The sequence below is a fragment of the Paraburkholderia phymatum STM815 genome, from assembly GCF_000020045.1.
GTDB classification, from domain to species: domain Bacteria; phylum Pseudomonadota; class Gammaproteobacteria; order Burkholderiales; family Burkholderiaceae; genus Paraburkholderia; species Paraburkholderia phymatum.
Genome location: NC_010627.1, coordinates 190,367 through 212,288, shown reverse-complemented (window position 1 = coordinate 212,288; position 21,922 = coordinate 190,367). Strand labels below are relative to the sequence as shown.

Sequence of the window (21,922 nt, the reverse complement as noted above, 5' to 3'; positions counted from 1 at the left end):
TACTGTTTACATCCGAGCCCGTCATGATGAGCAATTCAACAACGTTACGTCAGATACAGACTCCATCAAAGTCAGCACCGCAGAAGGAGGAGGATGTCGATCTCCTTGTCATCGGTAGTGGCGCGGCTGGCCTGTCTGCGGCCCTCTTCGCTGCAAGGCAGGGACTCAGCGTGCTCGTCTGCGAGAAATCGCAACGTCTGGGCGGCACGACGGCGTTGTCCAACGGCATGATCTGGATTCCATGCTCGCAGCAGGCAGTCAAGGCTGGCATCAAGGACTCACTAGACCAGGCGCGCACATATCTGAAAGGGGAGCTGGGCCATTTCTATCGTCCGGACTTCATCGAAGCCTTGCTGAACGACGGCCCGGAGGCGATTTCGGAGCTGGAGAAGGATACCGAGGTACGCTTCGCACTTGCTGCTGCACCTGACTATCATTCTGCCCGGCCGGGAGGTGTCGACAAGGGACGCGCGTTGTCGCCCGTCCCGTTTGATGGTCGGCTGCTCAAGGATGATTTTGAACTCATCGGCGATCCGATCCGCGTTGTGCTCGGTGGCATGATGATCTCGTCCAGTGAGATCAACAACTTCCTCAATCCGTTTCGGTCTGTGAAGGCCCTCCGGCACGTGCTTCGCAGGGTGAGTCGCTATTCGGCCGACCGCATGCGCTTTCGTCGGGGGACCGAACTGAGTGGCGGCAATGCGCTGATCGCGCGATTCCTCGTCAGTCTGCGTCAGCGGCAGGTCACCATCTGGACCAGTGCATCGCTGCGCGAACTCATCATCAGGAATGGTCGTGCGATCGGTGGCGTCGTGGAGAGGCCGTCTGGCGCCGTCAAGGTCAACGCGCGATACGGCGTTGTGTTGGCCACCGGTGGATTCGCCAGGAATCCGGTGCTCAGATCCGAACTTAGCGGCCTGCATTCCCACGAGCAGACTCTGACGCATCCTGACGTAACCGGGGATGGCATCAACCTGGCTCTCCAGGCTGGCGCCTCAGTCGATACTGAGGTGCGCAGCGCGGGTTTCTGGACCCCAGTGTCGCTGCTTGGTGAAAACGGGAAGCAACAAACGGTCCCCTATGGCTGGCTGGACCGCGGGCGGCCCGGCGTCATTGCGGTTGGGCCCGATGGGCGCCGGTTCGTCAACGAGTCGAACTCATACCACGACATCTGCCTCGCAATGTTCGACCATGGCTACCCGAAAGATGATCGGTTCTTCTTCATCTGCGATCACGATTTCATCCTGAAGCGGGGAATGGGCCATATCCTGCCCTGGCCATGGACACTTGCCCTCCGCAAATACGAGCAGCTCGGATACATCCAGACCGGTTCGACTATCGAGGATCTTGCTTTGCAGATTGGAATTGAGCCAAATGTCCTCCAGGCGACGGTTGATCAGCACAACCACAACGCCAGCAGAGGCATTGACCCAGACTTTCAGCGAGGCGAGTCAGCGTTCAACCGGACACTGGGCGATCCGGCTGTTGGCACGAAGAACCCGAATCTCGGACCGATACAGAAAGCACCCTTCATCGCCCTGCGTATTTTGCCGGCCACCCTCGGTACCGCGGTGGGGCTCAAGACCGATACTGACGGCCGGGTGCTGTCTGTCGAAGGCTGGCCGATTGATGGACTGTTTGCATGTGGGAACGACATGACGTCCCCAATGCGCGGAATCTATCCCGGCGCCGGCATTACGATCGGACCGGCTATCGTGTTTGCGTACCGGGCAATAAATGCAATCGTTCGGCAAAAGGAAACGGGCCATGAGAGCCCAAGTCCAGACGATACGCAGCTTCAGAATCATGTGGTTCGATGAGGTCTACCACCTCTCATCTATTACTGAGGATGAGGAAAGGAACCTCATGGCGAATCAGCGTGGTCGATCTGTCCAGATCGAATCTGCATTGGAGGCTCATTCATGTCGAAAGTCAATCCTGCAAAACCGGATGGACTGTCAGCGTCAGATTGGGAGATTCTCGCGCAGGGGTTGAATGCTCTGCTGCGTGAACGAACTGTCGCTTACCAGATAGCAGTCAGCATTGCTGTCGCGCGCGGTTTTGTCCGACCCGAGGTCGGTGATTTCGGGTTACCGGATATCCTTCGGCTCAGCAGGGCGATATAGCGTGTCGGGGTGTGCGACTCGCAGCCAAAGGTGAAATGCGTTTTGATGCTTGCCGCCGGCGTTGGAAATTCGGTGGTTTCACTGGCGCAGTAGCAACAGCCGGTTCGATTGGGGAGAGGCTCTGGCGCGCATCGCGGCGTCCGGCACATTCGCGATCCTCGCGGAGGACCGGTTGCGATTGGCTCCCTTATCGGTCACGCGTCTGCTGATCCGCAAGTCTGTGCCACTCCTACGACGTCGCATTCTGCAGTTCTGTGAGTTTTGCAGCGGCTCCATCCATCACGACGAGCACACTATCCACTTCTGGAGACACGTATTGAATATTCCACGGCAAAACGAACGCGGATTCCACGCGAAAGCGAACGCGGATTCCACGGCAAAGCGAACGCCGATTCCACGGCAAAACGAACAGGGTTTCCACGGGAAAGCGAACAGTAAGGCGCTGTCGCAGCGACGCGGGTCAACGGTGGCATCCTCGGCATTTTTTGTCGGGGTGCCGATTGGCAAATACCAGGTTGACCATGCGCAAGATTCGAGAAGTACTGCGGCTGCATTTCGAGTGCGACCGCAGCCATCGCGAGATCGCCCAGGCGATGGGCACCTCGACTTCGACGGTGTGGCAGTATCTGCGCCGCGCAAGGCTGGCGGGGCTGAGCTGGCCGTTGCCGGCAGAGCTGCAGACTGACGACGTCGCCCTTGAAGCACGTCTTTATCCGCCGCCCACGCAGCGCGAGCCGCCATGCGGCATGCCGCATTGGCCAACGGTGCATCGCGAGATCGGCAAGCCGGGCGTGACGCTCGATCTGCTGTGGCAGGAATACAGGGCGCAGCACCCTGACGGCTATGGTTATAGCTGGTTCTGCAAGGCTTATCAGGAATGGGCACAACGACTGCCGGTGACGCTGCGACAGACCCATGTGCCGGGCCAGAAGCTGTTCGTCGACTACAGCGGCAAGAAGCTCGGCATTGTCAATCCCGACACCGGTGAGATCCGCGAGGCGGAGTTGTTCGTCGCGGCGCTGGGCGTTTCGGGCTATACGTTTGCCGAGCTCACATGGACGCAACAGTTGCCTGACTGGATTGGCTCGCACGTGCGCGCCTTCGCATTTTATGACGGATTATGCGAGGTCCTGGTACCCGACAACCTTCGCTCGGGCGTGAGCAAAGCGAACTTCTACGAGCCGGAGATCAACCCGACTTACCAGGAGATGGCATCGTATTATTCCGTGGCCGTCATCCCTGCGCGTGCGAGAAAGCCCCGCGATAAGGCATACGCTTCATACTGCACCTTGTGCGGTTGGTGGAACAGCGATAAACGTCGGTTGAGTCGAACTGTAGCGACCCCCTTGGCCTTTGACCAGGACGACGTCGCCGACGGGCTCATAGAGACAGCGATGCAGATTTCCGTAGCGATGCTGACGCAACAGCCCGCGCCGGGCCCATAGGTGGATGCTAGTCGGACAGACCCCGAGTTGTGCGGCGAGTTCGTTGGCTGTCACCATGCCGCGTTCGCGCAGGCGCTCAAACCGGCTCTTGAGCCGGTAGGCGGTGCGTACGAGGTAGACCTTCTTGTGCGTGAACGTTTCGCCTTTCCAGTTTGTATAGCCGAGCGCATTAAGCTGTTCTGCGACTTGTCGGTCCGAGCCGGTTTCGAGAAGTTCGTCGATCTTCGCAACGACTTCCGGTAGCGTCTTTCGAATCAGTGCGATAGGCTTGGGCTTATCGATCTCCAATGAGGTAGTTCGGCCGCCGCGAAAACGTACATGGATTGCGACGCGTTCGGATTTGACCAGGGTGACGTCTTCGATGAGCAAAGCGACCATGCGCTTGCGCTCGAGCGGCACGACTCGCTGATCATTCCAAACACGAGGGAAGTCCTCGGCGAGCGACTGAATCTTGGTTCGCGCATCGCTGCTTAACAGCTTATGATCGGCCTTCTGGAGTCGTTCGTTCTCCTGTTGCAAGCCGTCCAGCACACGTAGACGTTCGTTCCAGTCCGCTTCGAGCGTGTCAGCGACAAGCCGGTTGGTCGGATCGACACTCATATATCGACGACGCGCGAGCTCGGCATCGTAGCGAGCTCGGGCCAGTTGGTTCTGACGTTGATCGGCGGCCTGTTTGACGCGCCCGGATATCTCGTCTTCTACAGCTAGCGCGACCTCGAGAGCAGCCGGTGCGACACTCTCTAATAGAAGCGAGCCTATCGTGTCATCGATGGCACTTCCACGAACCGATTGGCAGGGTTTGCTGGCACGGCGCACTGGGTTCTCCGTGCACATATAGTAGGGTTCGAGTTTATTACCGACGACCTGATACCGTACACGCATGCGTGCGCCACACAATCCGCACACGACGCGCCCCTGCAGGAGCCCAACGCCCTCACGTGGCATGCTGCCTCGTCGATCGCGCCCGAATCCCGTTAAATTCTGCTTAAGCGTCGCCTGGTTGCGTTCGAACTCGTCCCAATCAATAAAGCCGGGATGCGCATTCTGGATTAACACCTGCCAGTTCTCGCGGTCAACCTTAAGTCCGAAGGATTTGCGTCCCTGACGATATGCTCCGCGTGTGCGACCGTATACGAAGGCACCGGCATAACGGGGGTTGTGCAATATCTGAATAACGCGACAGTGCTCCAATGGCCCCCAAATCAGATCTCCCTTGCCAATCCCCCGGCGGATGCGACGCGGAAACAGCCAGCCTTCCTGGCGAAATCGCTTGACCGTGGCTGTAGCTGACGCAGCCTGTCGAAACGTATCGAATAGCAACTGCAGCGCGCCCCTGACCTGTTGATCAGGATCGAGAACCACTGAGCCGTTCGGGTGATAAACAAGCCCTATGGGTAACGGCACTTCCAGTTCGCCCCGGCGTGCCTTGTTCTTGATGCCACCTTGTAGCCGGCCTTTGAGAACATGAAGCTCGGCCTCGCTCATGGCGCCCTTTAAGCCCAGTAAAAGGCGGTCGTTAAATTGACCAGGATCGTAAATTCCATCTTCGTCGCAAATCAAAGTTTGCGTGAGCGATGCGAGTTCGATCAGGCGATGCCAGTCTGCGTTATTGCGCGCAAGACGCGATACTTCCAATCCCAGCACGATGCCGGCGTGACCATTGGCGACCTCGGCGACAAGGTGCTGAAAGCCATCTCGCCCCTGGGTGCTGGAACCGGACATACCGAGATCGTTATCGACGACGTGAATACGTTCGATCGGCCATCCGAGCGAAACGGCACGATCGCGCAGCGCATATTGCCGTTTCGTACTCTCGGTATTCTCGAATACCTGGCGAAGTGACGACTGTCGAACGTAGAGGAACGCATCACGCCGCAGATGTTCAGCGGTGACCTTCAGAGCGGAGTTAGTAGACATGGGCAAGCTCCTCGTGGGTGCGCAGTACGAGGTTGGCGAGCACGCGAACAAGCGCGCCGTTATCCCGCACTGAGTTGGAAGCAGGCACGGTTGGAGTGGGAGCCTCGATGCGCGAAGCGTCCGGGCGTTGGATCGCCAGCCCGTGCAACAGGCCATGAAAGCGTATGGCCGCGTGGCCTTCTGAGTTAGGACCTGTGTCGAGCAGGTCGGCCCGTAGCGCTTCGTAACGAGCAAGCGCTGACGATGGCAGACGGAATTGCGGCGAATCGTCTACGGTTTTTTTTTGCGTGCTAACGCACGTTCGATACTGCGTGGGTGGATCGAAAGCTCCAGCCAGGTTTCGATCTCCTGCGCAAGCGCGCGAGCGCGAAGGCTGCCGTCTTGCTGTAGACGCTCCTCGATGAACGCCATGACCACCGAGTTGAGTTTGTGCGCGCCTTTGGGCCCACGCTGTTTCGGAAGCAACCCTGGCAGCCCCTCGCTCGCGAAGGCGCTCTCCGCTTGATAGAAGGTCGGCCTGGACATTCCGAACAGGGCGGCCGCCTCGGCCTTGGAAGCGCCATCGACCCGAACATGACGCAACATCTCGTACTTGACCTGAACAAGGTCGTCGGGGTCGAAGAAATCGCCCGATCGAAACCATGGCGCCCGTATTCGGTCGGGATGAGGATTGAGAGCACCAAGTTCGCGTAGTCGATCGCGCTTTGACGGTGGCTTGGTCATTACATGATCTCTCGTTGACGAAACGAAAACTAAAATACGCCGCTTTGTTCGAATTGTCAAAAATCTCAGTGATCTGGTGTACGCTATACGATGCGGTCATTTCCCCGTAAAAATTGAGGCAGTGTTGATGAGTCAGAACCAAGAACATCTCTATATCGGCATATTTCTTCTTACGTAAGCGGCGAAATTTATTTGACATCACGCGCTCCCAACAAATCGTCGACGAGCGCACGTAATCGAAGCAGGTCGTCAGTCCTAAACCAGGAATGTCCACCGGAGGCCTGCGCGAACAGATCTGGCTCCGGGACATCGGTCCAGGATGCCAGCACCGAGCACAGACGCTTGTGTGCGTCGTAATACATCACGCGATCTTCACCCCAGTTCTGCTTACGACTCACCAGGACAAAGTGATTTCCACGTGCTGGGTGGAATGGGTGGGTAATCTCGAAGGACGCGCCTTTGACTACGTGACGTTCCTCATGACAGACAGTTGCTGACTTGCGAGAAAGCGAAAGCTGAGCTCTCGGTGCTCCTGGCGCAGAGATGGATTCTTGCCAAGCTGCGCAACCAGCGCTTCTTCAGTCTGTACACGGCCAACCGCGCCGTCGCTGCATTGCTTGTGGAGCTGAACAACCGGCCGTTCAAGAAACTGCCGGGCAGTCGTCGCAGCGCGTTCGAGGAGTTCGACCGTCCGGCGCTGCGGCCGTTGCCTGCGAAGCCCTACCAGTACGCGGAATGGATCACGGCCCGCGTCGGTCCGGACTATCACGTCGAAGTGGACCAGCACTACTACTCGGTGTCGTACCGGTACGCGCGCGAACAGGTCAATGTACGCGTCACGGCCAACACCGTCGAAATCTTCCATCGCGGTCAGCGCATTGCCGCCCATGGCAAGAGCGCACGCCGTCGCTTCCATACGACCATCGACGCGCACATGCCGCCTGAACATCAGGCGGTCGTCAAGGGCTGCGATCCGCAACGGCTGCGCAACTGGGCCGCCGACATCGGCCCGCACACCGCCGCCGTCATCGACCACCTGCTGGACGCGCGCAAGCATCCACAGCAGGCATACCGCGCCTGCCTGGGCGTACTGCGGATGGGCAAGGACTACGGACGTGGCCGGCTTGAGGCCGCCTGCCGTCGCGCCATCGATCTGAAAGCGCCGAACTACAAGTTCATTGCCTCGACGCTCAAGAATGGTCTGGACAGGCAGCCCGAAAAGGCTTCTGTCCAGGCCGACCTTCCTCTCGTGCACGCCAACGTGCGCGGTCCTTCTTACTATCACTGAGATCAAACGGAGTTCTTATGCTTCACCATCCGACCGTCGATAAACTGTATGCGCTTCGTCTGGGCGGCATGGCTGCCGCCCTTGCCGAACAGCAGGCCCAAGAGGGCATCGACCGGCTATGCTTCGAGGAGCGTCTCGGACTACTCGTCGAGCGCGAAGCGAGCGAACGGGAGTCGCGACAGACAACCGCGCGTCTTCGCCGCGCAAAACTAAAGTTCGCTGACGCATCTCCCGAGGATATCGACTATCGCACGGTCCGCGGCCTTGATCGCGCGCTCACCGCCCGTCTGCTGACCTGTGAATGGGTTCGGCGGCAGCAGAATCTGATCCTCATTGCGCCGACCGGGCTCGGGAAAAGCTGGTTAGCTTGCGCCTTCGCCGTTCAGGCGTGCCGGCAGGGCTTCTCAGTCGCGTATCTGCGCATGCCCAAGCTCAGCGAGGAACTGGCCCTGGTGCACGGCAGTGGCGGCTACACGCGCTGGCTCGCGCAACTCGCGAAGACGGACATCGTGATCCTCGACGATCTCGCGATGACGCCGCTGAGCGCCTCCGCGCGACGTGACCTGCTCGAAGTCCTCGACGATCGCCACGGCAACCGTTCTACGATGGCGACATCGCAGTTGCCGGTCGACAACTGGCATGCCGCGATAGGCGAACCGACTGTCGCGGATGCGATCCTCGACAGGCTTGTACACAACGCCCATCGCCTTACGCTCGACGGTGAATCGATGCGCAAGACGCGAAGCTCGTTGACTGCAACGACTGAGTCCGAGTAAAAAGGCAAAGCTCCCGCGTCGCTGCGTCCTGTTTGTTCGCGATGGTGTGGAATCCGTGTTCGCTTTGCCGTGGAATCGGCGTTCGCTTTGGTGTGGTTTGGCTGTTCGTTTTGCGTGGAATACGCATTCCAGCTGTATTGGGTCGAAGTGGAAACTGGCGAGGTCGCGAACCGGCGGTTCACGAAGCAACAACTTATAGAATTCTTTAGTCACCGAGCGGCCGGATGCGTCGCTTTGGAAGCCTGCGGGAGCGCCCACTGGTGGGCACGCAAAATTGCGGCGCTCGGTCACAAGGTCGTGCTGCTGCACGCCCGGTTCATCCGTCCATTCGTCCAGAATAACAAGACCGATGCAACGGACGCCCGTGCGATCTGGACGGCAGCACAGCAGCCGGGCATGCGATTCGTAGCACCGAAGACGGCCGATCAGCAGGCCATTCTTGCCCTGCATCGTATGCGCTCACTGCTAGTCAAGTCGCGCACCATGCAGGTTAACCAACTACGTGGCCTATTGTACGAATTCGGGGTGACCCTTAAAGCGGGTCGCGTCGTCGGTCTGGCGGAGGTGCGAGAGCGGCTCCATGAAATCGAACAGGTCGTTCCGGGTGTATTGTTCGATGCACTGCGCGACCAGCTTCACCACATCGATCTGATCGATGGCGAGATCAGGAAACTCGAGAGACAAATCGTAGCTTGGCAAAGACAAGAGGCAGCCTGTCAGCGGGTCACTTCCATTCCAGGTATCGGACCATTGACGGCGACAGCTCTTGTCGCAACGATCGGCGATCCAGCTGCTTTCAAATCCGGCCGTGAACTCGCGGCATACCTCGGCCTGGTTCCCAGGCAAAGTGGTACAGGCGGCAAATTACGATTGGGCGGGATAAGCAAGTCAGTATGACTCCCGTGCGGCTAGGCTGGCCGCCGCGAGGAGGTATGCGCGGGTTAGCATGGCTGCCAGAGCCGCATTGAGTGGCGACGGAGCCGCCACTCAACGGTGTATTCCGCCGCGGAGGCCAGCATGGAACACGATAGCACGCTGTATGTGGGACTAGATGTCCACAAGGATTCGATCACGGTCGCCTATGCGACCGGGATGAGAGACGTGGAATTGTTCGGCAAGGTCGGCACCATGCAGATTGATGTTGACCGGTTGTGCAAGCGGCTGCAGCCGAAGGCGCAGCACATCTGCTTTGTCTATGAAGCGGGCCCGTGTGGGTACGGCCTGTACCGACGGCTGGTCGATAAAGGCTTTGACTGCATGGTCTGCGCACCATCGCTCATTCCACGCAAGCCAGGTGATCGCGTCAAGACGGACCGCCGTGACGCGATCAAGCTGGTGCGCTCGCTGCGCGCCGGCGACCTGTCAGCCGTGCACGTGCCAACGGTTGAAGATGAAGCGTTCCGCGACTTGGCCCGCGCCTGGTCGGCTGCCAGGGAAGATCTGAAGGCGGCACGCTGCAGGCTTAAATCTTTCCTGCTGGCCCACGGCGTCCACTATCTCGGCCGTCCCAACTGGGGGCCGACACACAGGCGCTGGTTAAGTACGTTCTCGTTCGACAGCGCCTGGCAGCAACTGGCATTCAACGAACATCGGCGCACCATTGAGGACCGCCTCGCGCAATGCGAGCGGCTGGAACTAGCTTTGCATGAAGCCGTCATCAGTTGGCGGTTCTATCCAGTTGTCCTTGCTTTGCAAGCGATGCGCGGAATCAACTTCACCTCGGCGATCGGCCTGGTGTCCGAACTGGGTGACCTCACGCGTTTCGAACATCCACGGCAACTGATGGCCTGGATTGGCGTGACGCCCTCGGAGCATTCATCAGGCGGAAAGCGACGGCAAGGGAGCATTACCAAGACCGGCAACAGCTATGCACGCAAGCTGTTGGTTGAATCTGCCTGGAGCTATCGACATCCGGCACGCGTGAGCATCGATATCCAGCGCCGTCATGAAGGTCTACCCAAACCGATTATCGATCGTGCCTGGGATGCGCAACTGAGGCTGTGTAGGCGATATCGTAAGCTCGTCGCCAGAGGGAAGACCGCACACGTCGCCATCATCGCTGTCGCACGCGAACTGGCTGCCTTCATCTGGGACGTCGGTCGACTAGGGATGAATCTGGCTGTACAGCCCGACGAACAAGTGGCATAGACGAAGGAGGTAACTGACGAAATCCAACCACCATCGAAAGTTTCCTGAAGGCGGCGCGGCCCGGTATTCGAGTAACCCGCGACCGCGTTTGGCAACGACATCAGTCGACTTGCGTAGTAAGGAAGCGGCAGGCTCATGAGACGGACCTCTGTAATGCGGTAACCAATCCGCGAATATCAGCTTGATCCACCGTCGAGATTTACTGCTACGCTGCCCTCAGGAAATTTGCTCTAAACATGGAGTGAATCTTGAAAACCGATCCCGATTGACATCGGGAGTCATATCAGCGCGGCGATACTTATGTACGAATGTTGCTGATCCACGGAGCGCGAGCGGTCATGTTCAAGAGCAAAAGCAAGGGAGCCTGGTGTGAGCAATTATCTCTGCGTCGGCCAACGAACGTGGTTGCCGTCGCGTTGGCAAACAAGATGGCACGAACAGCGTGGTCGCTACTCGCGCACGAAAGTGCTTATCAGAAAGACTATACGTCACAAATGAAGGCTTGAAATACCGTTGCATTAAACACAAATCCGCAGACAGGTTGCGAAGGGCAATAACGGTGTGATGGCAAGACAGGTTGGTCCGCAAGAACGCAAACCTGATTGACGCTGAGCGCTCCGAGCGCGCTAGATAGCAGAGGTCGTTCTTGGCGAATTCCATCAGGGCAGGCAGGCTAACCCTGCAGATGCCGGATATAGTGGAATGGCCTCGTCCCACCTCCGATGCGTGAACGCAAACGATCGCCATCAGAGGGTATGGCAGTATGAGCACTCCCTGATCCACGTATGAGCGGAGGCCGTCATGAGCGTCTCGTTGCTGAGCATCGATCTGGCAAAAAACATTTTCCAGCTGTACGGCGTCGACGAGCGAGGCCACCCAGTGTTGAGCCGACGAGTCAGCCGCAGCAAGCTCCTCGAAGTAGTCGTTGCTCTGCCCTGTTGCCGGATCGTGATGGAAGCTTGTGGTGGGGCGCACTACTGGGCTCGCCGCTTCTCGGCGATGGGGCATCACGTGCAGATCATCGCTCCGCGATTCGTCAAGCCGTTCGTAAAATCCCAGAAGAATGACCGCAACGATGCGGAGGCGATCGTCGAAGCTGCGTCCCGCCCGACCATGCGCTACGTCGCAGTCAACAGCGTTGAGCAGCAAGATATCCAGTCCATGCATCGCGTCCGCAGTCTGTTGATGCGAGACCGCATCGCACAAATCAATCAGATTCGAGGCCTGCTGGCTGAATACGGTGTGGTCATTGCCCAAACACCTCTAAAAATAAGGACGCAACTCCCCGCGATTATCGACGACGAATGCAACGAGCTGACAGGGTTGACTCGGTCAATGATGCGAGATATGTACGAGAGACTCGTCCTGCTGGATAAGCAGATCGCCCGGTACGATGAGTTGATTCATCACGTGCACAGGGCATCGCCTGCAAGCCAGCGCCTAGAAAAGATTCGCGGGGTCGGGCCGATGATCGCAACCGCCGTCATCGCCGCTGCGGGAAGCGCCTCCGAGTTCTCAAATGGTCGGCAGTTCGCGGCGTGGCTGGGTTTGACGCCACGCCAGCACTCCTCAGGCGGCAAGGATCTTCTGTTCGGTATCACCAAGCGCGGTAACGGATATTTGCGCATGCTGCTGGTACACGGCGCCAGATCGGTCGTCCAGCAAGCTGTAAAGCATACGGACGCACTCTCGCGATGGATACTTGAGGTGCAGGCGAGACGGGGAACAAACATCGCGGTCGTAGCGCTTGCCAACAAGATTGCCAGGACGATCTGGGTATTGCTCGCACGCGGTGTAGAGTACGTATCGCCGGTATGAGCGGAGTGTCGGTCGGATAGTAGCAGTGGTTTTACCTCTTCACTGGTTGCACAAGTAATCTGATTCAATGGCTAACAGGTCGGACCGTCGGTGACAAAACCTGCGCAGTCTTAGGGCTCTCGAAGCCGTGGATATAAGTAGGAGTCGCCGGGCGAAATCCATTGGGGCCGGGCACACGCGTGCCACAGAAAGGCCGAATGTATATATGCAATCCAGCACCTGCTCGCCGTAGAACAGATTGTTTGGCAAACGGGACGAGGCCATGTATAAGCCTGCAACCAAATCCTCGTCTAACATCACAGCGATATTACCTTGCAAGCCGGGCGGCGTTCATATAAGCGTCAAGCAGCGTGGCCGGTCGTGTTGCCTCACGGGATGATGTTACTCCCGGCTAACTGTCACCGACGAATCGTTTTGTGGTGAAGAAGGCTGGCGCTGCGTAGCAGCGTCAGCCTTCTTCACCACTTCGGCGTCGGCGCCGCTGAGTATCCGGGTCACCAGCTCCCTCGCTCGATTCGATCGCCACGCTTTCACCCGGCGCTGCAGGGTGCGCAGTTGAGCGCCGGAATACAGGGTGGGAGCCATCGCTGTGAGGCGCTCGTATAGCTGCTTTGCCGTGATGCCGGGCTCGGTTTCGAGCCATTCTTGTATCTTCGGCCAAGTATGTTCGAACGGATCTTCGCGAGTGCGCCAGTCATGTGGGACGCGCGCTTTGCGGTTATGCGTCGGTCGAATCTCGCCGCCCTGCCACGCTGTCCCAAGACTTGACAGGAAGTCCGCGAGTGGGACCTCAGTTGCTGTCTTAGTCTGCGTCGGCACACCACCGGAAGCGCTGCATTCTGCGACGCGCTGTTGTGCTTCGCGCATTCGACGCAGCAGATCCAATGGATCGAGCGTACGAAACCGCGCGCGAAGGCTGCGTTTGGTTGCCTCGGGAATAGAGGCAGACCGCAGGACGCGCTCAAGCGGCGTCAACGGCGCCTCATAGCGCTTCGTCACCTTGGCGCCGTGACGAGTCTTCGATTTAAGTTTGAAGGACGGCTGGAAGAAGTTGATGTACAGCCGCGACACCTGGTAAAGGGAGGCAAGGGTTTCCGTGGCTTCGAGGCCTCGTAGCCTGCCATAGCCAACGAGGCGACGCACGATGGCGCCGTTCTTTTGCTCGACCCACGCCTGGTCGTTCTTTTTGTATGCACGTGAGCGCGTCAGCTCGATACCCGTTGCCTTGCAGAAGTCAAAGACAGCCTCGTTCATGAAAGCGCTATCGTTGTCGCAGTCCAGACCACGCAACGGAAACGGTAAGGCTTCGCTAACCCGCTCGACGTGCTCGAGGACGAGCGCGCCGCTGCGAAAAGGCATAGCGAGACACTCGGTCCAGCCAGTCGCGATATCCGTCATCACGAAGCTGTGTACGAAATCGCCGTCGATCTTGGTGCCACCGCAGTGTTCGACGAAATCGATCTCCAGATAACCGGGCAGCGGGTCGTTCCAGTCAGTGAAGGTCCTGATCGGCACAGCACGGCGAATCGCATTGCCGACTCCGCCAGCGCGTCGGCGTTTGCCGCTGAAGGCTTGCTCGCGCACATCCCGCAACAGCCGGTCAATGGTGGCGGCGCTGATCTGCTTGAGCCGTTGGCGCACGCCCTTCGCTAGCGACAGGTGACCATGCCGTGTCATTGAGTCGATCAGCGTCGGGATAAGCGCTTTCAGCCGCTTACCACAGATCCGGTCGGCAGCCTCCCATAAGGTAATCAGCGCGGCACGCACCTCATCGTCATAGCGTCGCTGCGGGCCTGGCTTCGCCCTCGGCGGTCGCAGCTCTCGACACAGCACACGGATCGCGTGCTTACGGTGATAACCCGTCAATTCAACGAATTCGTCCAGGATCTGGCGCTTCTCGTTCCGGTCAGAACGGCGGTACCGCTCGCCAACTGCCTCAGTCAATTCCCGTCTTGTTGTCATGCTGAGCCGCCTCGTCATTAGTCGCCCCCGCCAGCCGTCTGACAGGTAGCAAAATACTTGAGGCAACGAGCCTAGCTCGGTAACAAAAAGCCTGAGTCAATGCGCCGGTCAGCGACAACTATTTTGGCCGGTCAACGGGGTTGTCGTTGGGTATCAGGTCATATTTGGCGTTCCTCCTTCGTAGTTGTCGTTGCGTGATGGCGTAGTTGACGCTCACCGCTACTGCGTAACGTTGCCGTCTTCCGGCAACTGGCTGCTAAACGGGTTGTCATCGTTTAATTGACGCCGCCGTGCATTCTGCTTGTCGCCGGCCTTGCGGCGGCGATAGCTTTCGACGTTGAGCTCGAAGATCGTCGAGTGATGCACAAGCCGGTCGATGGCGGCGACCGTCATGCCGGGGTCAGGGAACACGGCATTCCAGCCCGAGAACGGTTGATTGGCCGTTATCAGGAGACTTTTGCGCTCATACCTCTCGGCAATCAGCTCGAACAGGACGCTGGTCTCGGCCTGGTCCTTGCGCGCGTACGATGAGCGTGAGCACGTAAATCGATGGGAATTCGGGGCGTTTTGAGCAGCTTGCGTGATGTAGCGGAGGGGATCTCCCTCAGGCATCTTGCACAAACGACGCCCAGGGGAGAGTCTCTTGTCTGCCAGAACTCGAGACCCCCGCAGTGTGCCACGTGAGTATCCAGAACCCCAACTTTTATCGCCTGCTGCTACTTATCGATCAGGACTACGCCGAACAGACCCGCGCGCAGCGTTGTCGCTGCGGTGGCGTACTCCATAGCGCCCGCTACCCGCGCAAGCCGCGCGGAATTTCACACGACGCCCGCTGCCACTGCGATTTTCGCTACAGCTTCTGCTGCGCTGATTGTCGCTGCCGCACCACGCCATTCTCGGTGCGCTTTCTCGGCCGGCGCGTCTACACCGCCGCAATCATGATCGTCGTCAGCGCCACGCGTGCCAGCGCCGGTACGGCTGTGGCAATGCGCCAGCTCGATGCGCTGGGCGTACCGCGCTCGACGATTGCGCGATGGCAGCACTGGTGGACGACCGGCTTCGTCGGCACACCATTCTGGTCGCTCGGACGGGCGGCGTTCGTGCCGCCCGTCGAGATCGCACAGGTGCCGGCAAGCCTGCTCGAGCGCTTCGCTACCACGCAGCCTGCCGAACCATTGCCATGCCTGCTGCGCTGGCTCTCGCCGCTCACCAGCGGCAGTGCCGTGAGCATCCTGCGTGAGGGACGGTAACCGCCCGCAGAACTTGTTGCTCGCCCCCTCCGAACAGCGCTTGTAGTCTCGCCTCTCCCCTGAATCGCGGCGCGTTGCGCCGCATCTTTGGAGAACGTATGACTGAACTTCACGATTTACCCTTGCGGGATCGTTGGGCACGCCTGCGCTTTGCGATCGTCGGCCCCTTGCTTGCAGCACCGCCCGAGTCGGGGCAACTGCGCGAACTCATCACCGCGCTGGCCGCCAGACGCTGGCGTCATCCCGTCACTGGCGACGATATCCAGTTCGGCCGCTCGACCATTGAACGATGGTTCTATCAGGCCCGCAAGGCGCCACACGACCCGGTGGCGAGGCTGCGCAACCGCAAGCGCCCCAACGGCGCCGGCGCAAGCCTGTCGCCGCAGACGGTACAGGCGATCCGCACGCAGTACCGCGACCACCCCGGCTGGACCTGCCAGTTGCACTTCGACAACCTCAAGGTCACGCTCGGTGCGCAGAACCTGCCGTCGTACACGACCGTGCGCCGTTACATGCGTGCGCAGGGCCTGTTCCGGGAACGCCAGCCCCGACACACGAGCACCGGCGCGATGCTCGCGCGTGATCGTCTCGAGAAGCTCGAGGTCCGCAGCTTCGAAGTCGAGCACGTCAATGCGCTCTGGCATCTCGATTTCCATCACGGCTCGCGCAAGCTGCTCATGAGTGACGGCGAATGGATCACGCCGATGCTGCTGTGCGTGATCGATGACCGCTCGCGCGTCGTCTGTCACGCGCAATGGTTTCTCGACGAGACTGCACGCAGCCTGATTCACGGACTCACCCAGGCGTTCCAGCGCCGGGGGCTGCCACGCGCGCTGATGACCGACAACGGCGCGGCAATGCTTGCCGAGGAGACGACCGCCGGGCTGCTCGCGCTGGGTGTGCTGCACCAGACGACGCTGCCATATTCTCCGTACCAGACGCGAAGCAGGAAACGTTCTGGGCGCGCATAGAGGGGCGCGTGATAGCCATGCTCGAAGGCGAGCCCAATCTCACGCTCGAGCTGCTCAATCAGGCCACCCACGCCTGGATCGAGCGCGAGTACCATCACGCGCATCATTCCGAGATCGGCGGCACGCCGCTCAAACGCTACCTGGCCGGTCCCGACGTGCGGCGCGAGTGCCCCGCAAGCGACGCGCTGCGCGCAGCATTCCGTATCGACGTCACACGAACCCAGCGGCGTTCGGACGGCACCGTGAGCCTGGCCGGCACGCGCTTCGAGATCCCCTCGGCTTACCGGCACCTGCCGCGCGTGCGCCTGCGCTACGCGCGCTGGGACCTGAGTCGCGTCGATATGGTCGACCCCGACAGCGATGCCGTGCTGTGCCCGCTGCGGCCACTGGACAAGGCCGCCAATGCCGACGGCCAGCGCCGTCGTCTTGATGCCGTCAATGTCGAGCCGCCACCGGCCAGCGCGCCCGGCATTGCGCCGCTGCTGCGCCAGATGCTGGCTGAACATGCCGCGACCGGCCTGCCGCCGGCCTGGGTTGACTGGCAGGAGGGGGTATGAGCCAGCGTCTGCAGGCCCTTTATGGCCTGAAGTGGAACCCGTTCTCGCCGGAGCTGCCGCTCGAAGCGCTGTACGTGTCGCCGCGTGTCGAGAACTTCTGCTGGCGCATCGAGAACGCGCTCGTGCGTGAAGGCGGCTTCGCGATGATCCACGGCGAGCCCGGCACCGGCAAGAGCGTGGTCATGCGCGTGCTGGCCGAGAAGCTCGAGCGTCTGACCGATCTGACGGTCGTCTCAATCAATCATCCGCAGAGCAACCTCGCCGACTTCTATCGCGAGATGGGCGACATCTTCGGCCTCGAACTCAAACCGCACAACCGCTGGGGTGGCTTCAGGTCGCTGCGCGATCGGTGGCTGTCGCACCTGCAGAGCACGCGCCGTCGTCCGATCCTGCTGATCGACGAAGCGCAGGAGATGAGCCCCGGCGTGCTCAACGAACTGCGGCTCATGGCCAGCGCCCGCTTCGATTCGCAGCCCCTGCTGTGCGTGGTGCTCGCCGGTGACACCCGCCTGACCGACAAGCTGCGGCGCGACGAACTGCTGCCACTGGGCAGTCGCATCCGTTCGCGCCTGGCGAGCGAGAAGGCTTCGGCCGACGATCTGCTGGCCTGCCTCGATCATCTGCTCACCAGTGCCGGCGCCCCACAGCTGATGACGCCGCCGCTGCGCCACACGCTATGCGAACACGCGCTGGGCAACTATCGCGTGCTTACTACGCTCGCCAATGAACTGCTCACTACCGCCGCGCAGCGCGAACTGCCCGAACTCGACGAGAAGCTGTACTTCGAGGTCTTTGCACCATCAACACAGTCCTCGCGCCGCACGCCAGCGCGTCAATCCAACGGAGCCAGATGACATGTCCCGCAGAACACCAACTCACCAAACCGATGTCTCTCGACGCTTGCCATTGCCTGAGCTCTCCGATGAAGCTGCCTACATGATGCAGTTCTTCATTGAAGATCTGTATCTATGGTTCAGCCGTGCCTACGCGACCCAGATCCGGCGCTATCGCGAGCGTGGTACCCCGGTCCGGAACAACCGCCGCATCGGCCGGCCGACGAGCCGTTCTGAAACGACAGCGGGGGCATCATCGCCCCCGTTTTACTTGGCCCCTTCAACATCATTTATCTTGATCATTGCCCCATCGATTTACGTGCTCACGCTCACTCTCCCCTGGGCGTCGTTTGTGCAAGATGCCTGAGGGAGATCCCCTCCGCTACATCACGCAAGCTGCTCAAAACGCCCCGAATTCCCATCGATTTACGTGCTCACGCTCACTTGAACAGTTTGGCAATGGTCCAATGACGGACGAAGCACTCAATGCCGCGACGCTGACCGAATCGGACCATCTTAGGTCAGGGCTGTACTGGGGCCGGCGCCTTGCGCTAGTTGGTTACGGCGGCATGTTTGACGGCGACGGGCGGATGGCCCAGATGATGACTCCTCTCACCACTCAGCGCCCGCTCGATCAAATGATTCAAGGCTTTTTGCTGGAACAATACGGCACCGAGGTCTCACCCGATTTCATCAGCTCGGTCACCGACGAGATCATGGCCGAAGTGACGGCATGACAGGACCGGCTGCTTGAGCCGATGTATCCGGTGGCGTTCTTCGACTCGCTGCGATCAAGATCCGCGACGACGCCGTGGTGTGCAAAAGGCGATCTACCTTGCGCTCGGCATTCTGTCCGACGGTACACGCGATATCCTGAGCCTGTGAATCGAGAACAGTGAGGGCGCCAAGTTCTAGATGAAGGTGTTCAACGATCTCAAGACACGCTGCGTCGACGATCTCCTGATCGCCGTGACCGATGGCGTCAAAGGCATGCCCGAAGTGCTGGCTGTCGTGTTTCCAGCGACCACGCTGCAGACCTGCATCGTTCACTTGATCCACAATAGCCTTCTATTACGCGAGCTGGAGAGACTGCAGGGGGCTGGCTACAGCGATTCGCCTGGTCTCGACGCCGCACGTGCGGCATAACTCATCGAGAAACTGCCAAACGTAGTCAAGTTGACTCCTTCAAAATCGATGTCAATACGCAGTACCCGCACGACGCGGCATCCGTTCGCCTTACTACGCGCCATCGTGTCGAGGTCCCGTAGTTTCACGCCGGACCAACTGAATTGGCAAAACATCATGAACCGGAGCACCCATACCGCCGGCACGAATGCGGTCAATCAGACGACGGGCTGCTGTGCGCGCCATCGCGCGTACGGGTTGCCGAATTGATGTCAATGCAACCAACGGAGAACCCGCAAGCGGCATGTCATCAAATCCAATGACTGAAAGCTGTTCAGGAACCTTGATCGCTCGACGCGCGGCGGCCTCCAGGACACCCAACGCGATCGTGTCGTTCCCTGCGACAATTGCCGTGACTGGATCCGCTTCGTTGAATATGGCCATCGCGCTGGAATAGCCAGCTTCCGTCGTGTAATCACTCCACATGAGTGTTACCGCTTCTGAAGATATCCCAATATCGGCGAGATATGTCAACGCTCCCTTTGCGCGATCCCGGCTGGTGGAAGTGTTCTGCGGACCCATGACAAGTCCAATGCGTCGGTGCCCCAGCTGATACAGGTGTTCTGCAGCAACCGCACCGGCATGAACGTTGTCGATCTCCACGGTATCAACTCTGACGTCATCGACCGATCGCACCACCAGCACCAATGGGATCGCACGCCTCTGCATCTCAGCTATCACTGGGGAGTCAAGAGTCGCTGTGGCGAAAATCAACCCGTCCAGATATCCTTCAATGAGCGGTCGCAAAGCCTGCAGGTTCTGGGAATCGTTCATCGAATCAATGACGAGCGTCATCTGATAACCAAGCTCCTGCAGTGCATCGTGCAGATGGGTCAGCAACAACGTCATGAAACGGTTATGAAGCGCGCCGACAACCACACCGATTAGCTTTGTCGAAGACTTCTTCCCCCGTCGGCCCTGAGTTGGGATGCGGTACCCCAGTTCCGAGGCGACCGCTCGCACCGCCCCACGCGTTTCGCTGCTGATCGCAGGATGGCCTGCCAAGGACCTAGACACTGTCGCGACAGAAACGCCGAGCCGCTTCGCCACATCTTCCAATCGGACCTTTGCCTCGCGCGTCCTCCCGGATTTTTGTACAAGAGTTTGCACTGACATTTCTGCGTCCATTTTAAAGGGGCCGCGCCCCAAATTGTCGAAGACGCGCCCGTTAGGGTAACTTTGTAGAAGTTGCACTGCATTTGCATAACAGTTTGCGCTAAATTTGCACCCATCGCAACGCAAGTCTTCCCGCAAGGGGAAGCACCTGATTACCAACCTTCGACAGGACAGCAAATGGCAATTCAAATTCTTAAGCGCGGCCGCAGCACCGAGGAGTCCACGCAGGAGGCTGCAAAGGTCCGTGACACGGTGACTGGCATCCTTGCAGACGTTTCACAACGTGGCGATGCAGCTGTAGCGGAACTGTCGAAGAAGTTCGACAACTGGTCGCCTGAAAGTTTCCGTCTCTCGGAAGCTGAAATCGCCGCTTGCGTGCGCTCATTGTCCGATGGTGAGGTATCCGATATCAAGTTTGCACAGGCTCAAGTTCGCAACTTTGCGCAAGCTCAGCGCAACTCGATCCGGGATGTCGAGGTTGAAACACTCCCGGGTGTCGTCCTGGGTCATAAAAACATGCCGGTCGACAGCGTGGCGTGCTATGTGCCGGGCGGCAAGTTCCCGCTCGTCGCATCTGCGCACATGGGTGTTGTAACCGCAAAGGTAGCGGGCGTGCCGCGCATCATCACAGCATCGCCTCCTGTTCAAGGCAAGCCAAACCCCGCCGTCGTCGCGGCCATGCATCTCGGCGGTGCTGACGAAATCTACACTTTTGGTGGCGTTCAGGCGATTGCTGCGATGGCACTTGGCACCCAAAGCATCGACCCCGTCGCAATGGTAGTGGGACCGGGCAACGCTTACGTTGCCGAAGCAAAGCGCCAATTGTTCGGGCGCATTGGCATCGACCTGATCGCAGGTCCGTCGGAAACCCTCGTTATCGCGGACGACAGCGTTGATGCTGAAATCTGTGCAACGGACTTGTTGGGCCAGGCCGAACACGGCTTCAACACTCCCGCTGTTCTGTTAACCAACTCGTTGCAACTGGCGAAGGACACGCTTGCAGAGGTCGAGCGGATCCTGAAGATTCTGCCGACAGCCAATACCGCCGGTGTTTCCTGGCGTGATTACGGGGAAGTCATTGTCGTCGACACTCTGGACGAAATGATTTCAGAAGCGGACCGCATCGCATCCGAGCACGTGCAAGTGATGACGCGCGATCCAGACTACTTCTTGAAGAATATGAAGAACTACGGCGCACTGTTCCTCGGTTCTCGAACCAACGTCGCCTTCGGCGACAAAGTGATTGGCACGAACCACACGTTGCCCACAGGCAAGGCTGCTCGTTACACAGGCGGTCTCTGGGTAGGCAAATTCATTAAGACCTGCACGTATCAGAAAGTCTTGACCGACGAAGCAAGCGCGCTGATCGGATCCTATTGCTCACGCCTGTGTGCCATTGAAGGCATGATCGCACACGGAGAGCAGGCAAACATTCGCGTGCGGCGCTATGGTCACCGAAATGTACCGTATGGCACGGCCGTTCCTGCATAAATAATTGACCTCAGCATGGCCATGACCTGCACCGCGCTTCGCTCCCACAGAATCTTGCGCTGGTTTTTTCAATTCAATACTAAACGAAAGGACTTCGATAACCATGGGCGTGTGAACAACGCGGTGCATTATACATGGTGCGATACCGCGGCTAATTTGACAAAACGTGCGGGATCCGAGTCGCTGTGAAGTTATAGGATTGGTGATAAGTACTGGCTGCGAGTACTTGAAGAGGTCTGTTTTCCGGACCTTTTCAGCTTCAGGCTCGGCATAGTCAAAGTCTGCAATACGAGTGTCGCCTGCGGTATCAATCTTT

Annotated in this window: 13 protein-coding genes and 7 pseudogenes; 14 read left to right on the top strand and 6 right to left on the bottom strand. The window is 59.1% G+C overall.

What is annotated here, in order from left to right; translation table 11 throughout:
* Positions 1 to 23: 23 nt before the first annotated feature.
* Together BPHY_RS36840 and istA are read left to right on the top strand one after the other, a co-directional pair.
* Positions 24 to 1,820 (top strand): FAD-dependent oxidoreductase, encoded by a 1,797-nt coding sequence (locus BPHY_RS36840; RefSeq protein ID WP_012406555.1) that lies wholly within the window; start codon positions 24 to 26, stop codon positions 1,818 to 1,820.
* Positions 1,821 to 2,626: 806 nt separating this feature from the next.
* Positions 2,627 to 3,397, top strand: a pseudogene (gene istA, locus BPHY_RS43665) (IS21 family transposase); the annotation flags it as partial.
* A gap of 6 nt (positions 3,398 to 3,403) precedes the next feature.
* Here the strand turns inward: istA and BPHY_RS40800 are convergent.
* The 3 genes from BPHY_RS40800 to BPHY_RS42845 all read right to left on the bottom strand — a co-directional run bounded on the left by BPHY_RS40800 (position 3,404) and on the right by BPHY_RS42845 (position 6,609).
* Positions 3,404 to 5,488, bottom strand: coding sequence for a recombinase family protein (locus BPHY_RS40800; RefSeq protein WP_012404129.1), 2,085 nt, complete (start codon positions 5,486 to 5,488; stop codon positions 3,404 to 3,406).
* A gap of 270 nt (positions 5,489 to 5,758) precedes the next feature.
* Positions 5,759 to 6,211, bottom strand: coding sequence for a helix-turn-helix domain-containing protein (locus BPHY_RS36825; protein ID WP_012404130.1), 453 nt, complete (start codon positions 6,209 to 6,211; stop codon positions 5,759 to 5,761).
* A gap of 188 nt (positions 6,212 to 6,399) precedes the next feature.
* Positions 6,400 to 6,609 (bottom strand): DUF5372 family protein, encoded by a 210-nt coding sequence (locus BPHY_RS42845; protein WP_012404131.1) that lies wholly within the window; start codon positions 6,607 to 6,609, stop codon positions 6,400 to 6,402.
* A 104-nt stretch (positions 6,610 to 6,713) separates the two neighbouring features.
* Between BPHY_RS42845 and BPHY_RS36815 the strand changes: the two are divergent.
* The 6 genes and pseudogenes from BPHY_RS36815 to BPHY_RS36795 form a co-directional block, all read left to right on the top strand.
* Positions 6,714 to 7,499 (top strand): annotated as a pseudogene (locus BPHY_RS36815) (Mu transposase domain-containing protein); the annotation flags it as partial.
* Positions 7,500 to 7,516: 17 nt separating this feature from the next.
* Entirely contained in the window at positions 7,517 to 8,275 is a 759-nt protein-coding gene (gene istB, locus BPHY_RS36810; protein ID WP_012406553.1) for an IS21-like element helper ATPase IstB, read from the top strand.
* Positions 8,276 to 8,362: 87 nt separating this feature from the next.
* Positions 8,363 to 9,163 (top strand): annotated as a pseudogene (locus tag BPHY_RS36805) (IS110 family RNA-guided transposase); the annotation flags it as partial.
* 129 nt (positions 9,164 to 9,292) lie between these two features.
* A complete protein-coding gene (locus BPHY_RS36800) occupies positions 9,293 to 10,423 on the top strand; it encodes an IS110 family RNA-guided transposase (RefSeq protein WP_012406551.1) in 1,131 nt (376 codons plus the stop codon).
* A 284-nt stretch (positions 10,424 to 10,707) separates the two neighbouring features.
* A pseudogene (locus BPHY_RS43660) lies at positions 10,708 to 10,929 on the top strand (IS110 family transposase); the annotation flags it as partial.
* Positions 10,930 to 11,224: 295 nt separating this feature from the next.
* On the top strand, positions 11,225 to 12,241 hold the full coding sequence (locus BPHY_RS36795; RefSeq protein ID WP_012406550.1) for an IS110 family RNA-guided transposase: 1,017 nt from the start codon (positions 11,225 to 11,227) through the stop codon (positions 12,239 to 12,241).
* A 381-nt stretch (positions 12,242 to 12,622) separates the two neighbouring features.
* On the opposite strand, the gene BPHY_RS36790 is transcribed toward BPHY_RS36795, so the two are convergent.
* Positions 12,623 to 14,221 (bottom strand): integrase catalytic domain-containing protein, encoded by a 1,599-nt coding sequence (locus tag BPHY_RS36790; RefSeq protein ID WP_012406549.1) that lies wholly within the window; start codon positions 14,219 to 14,221, stop codon positions 12,623 to 12,625.
* A 201-nt stretch (positions 14,222 to 14,422) separates the two neighbouring features.
* Positions 14,423 to 14,728: pseudogene (locus BPHY_RS40785) on the bottom strand (ATP-binding protein); the annotation flags it as partial.
* Between the two features lie 155 nt (positions 14,729 to 14,883).
* Between BPHY_RS40785 and BPHY_RS36780 the strand changes: the two are divergent.
* From BPHY_RS36780 to BPHY_RS36755, 5 genes and pseudogenes are all read left to right on the top strand, one after another.
* Positions 14,884 to 15,453, top strand: coding sequence for a hypothetical protein (locus tag BPHY_RS36780; protein WP_233445435.1), 570 nt, complete (start codon positions 14,884 to 14,886; stop codon positions 15,451 to 15,453).
* Positions 15,454 to 15,551: 98 nt separating this feature from the next.
* Positions 15,552 to 16,981, top strand: a pseudogene (locus BPHY_RS40780) (DDE-type integrase/transposase/recombinase).
* Positions 16,978 to 17,835 carry an ExeA family protein gene (locus tag BPHY_RS36765; RefSeq protein WP_012406547.1) on the top strand — a complete coding sequence of 286 codons (858 nt, stop codon included), beginning with the start codon at positions 16,978 to 16,980 and terminating at the stop codon, positions 17,833 to 17,835. Before BPHY_RS40780 ends, BPHY_RS36765 begins: the two are co-directional and overlap by 4 nt.
* A 1-nt stretch (position 17,836) precedes the next feature.
* Positions 17,837 to 18,181 (top strand): hypothetical protein, encoded by a 345-nt coding sequence (locus BPHY_RS43655; RefSeq protein WP_012406546.1) that lies wholly within the window; start codon positions 17,837 to 17,839, stop codon positions 18,179 to 18,181.
* Positions 18,182 to 18,200: 19 nt separating this feature from the next.
* A pseudogene (locus BPHY_RS36755) lies at positions 18,201 to 18,943 on the top strand (transposase); the annotation flags it as partial.
* A gap of 110 nt (positions 18,944 to 19,053) precedes the next feature.
* On the opposite strand, the gene BPHY_RS36750 reads toward BPHY_RS36755, so the two are convergent.
* The gene (locus BPHY_RS36750; protein WP_233445434.1) at positions 19,054 to 20,193 is read right to left on the bottom strand and encodes a LacI family DNA-binding transcriptional regulator; all 1,140 of its coding nucleotides are present in this window, start codon (positions 20,191 to 20,193) and stop codon (positions 19,054 to 19,056) included.
* Positions 20,194 to 20,292: 99 nt separating this feature from the next.
* Here BPHY_RS36750 and hisD point away from each other — a divergent pair, with 99 nt between their 5' ends.
* Positions 20,293 to 21,606, top strand: a complete 1,314-nt coding sequence (hisD, locus tag BPHY_RS36745; RefSeq protein WP_012406544.1) for a histidinol dehydrogenase — start codon at positions 20,293 to 20,295, stop codon at positions 21,604 to 21,606.
* Positions 21,607 to 21,922: the final 316 nt, after the last annotated feature.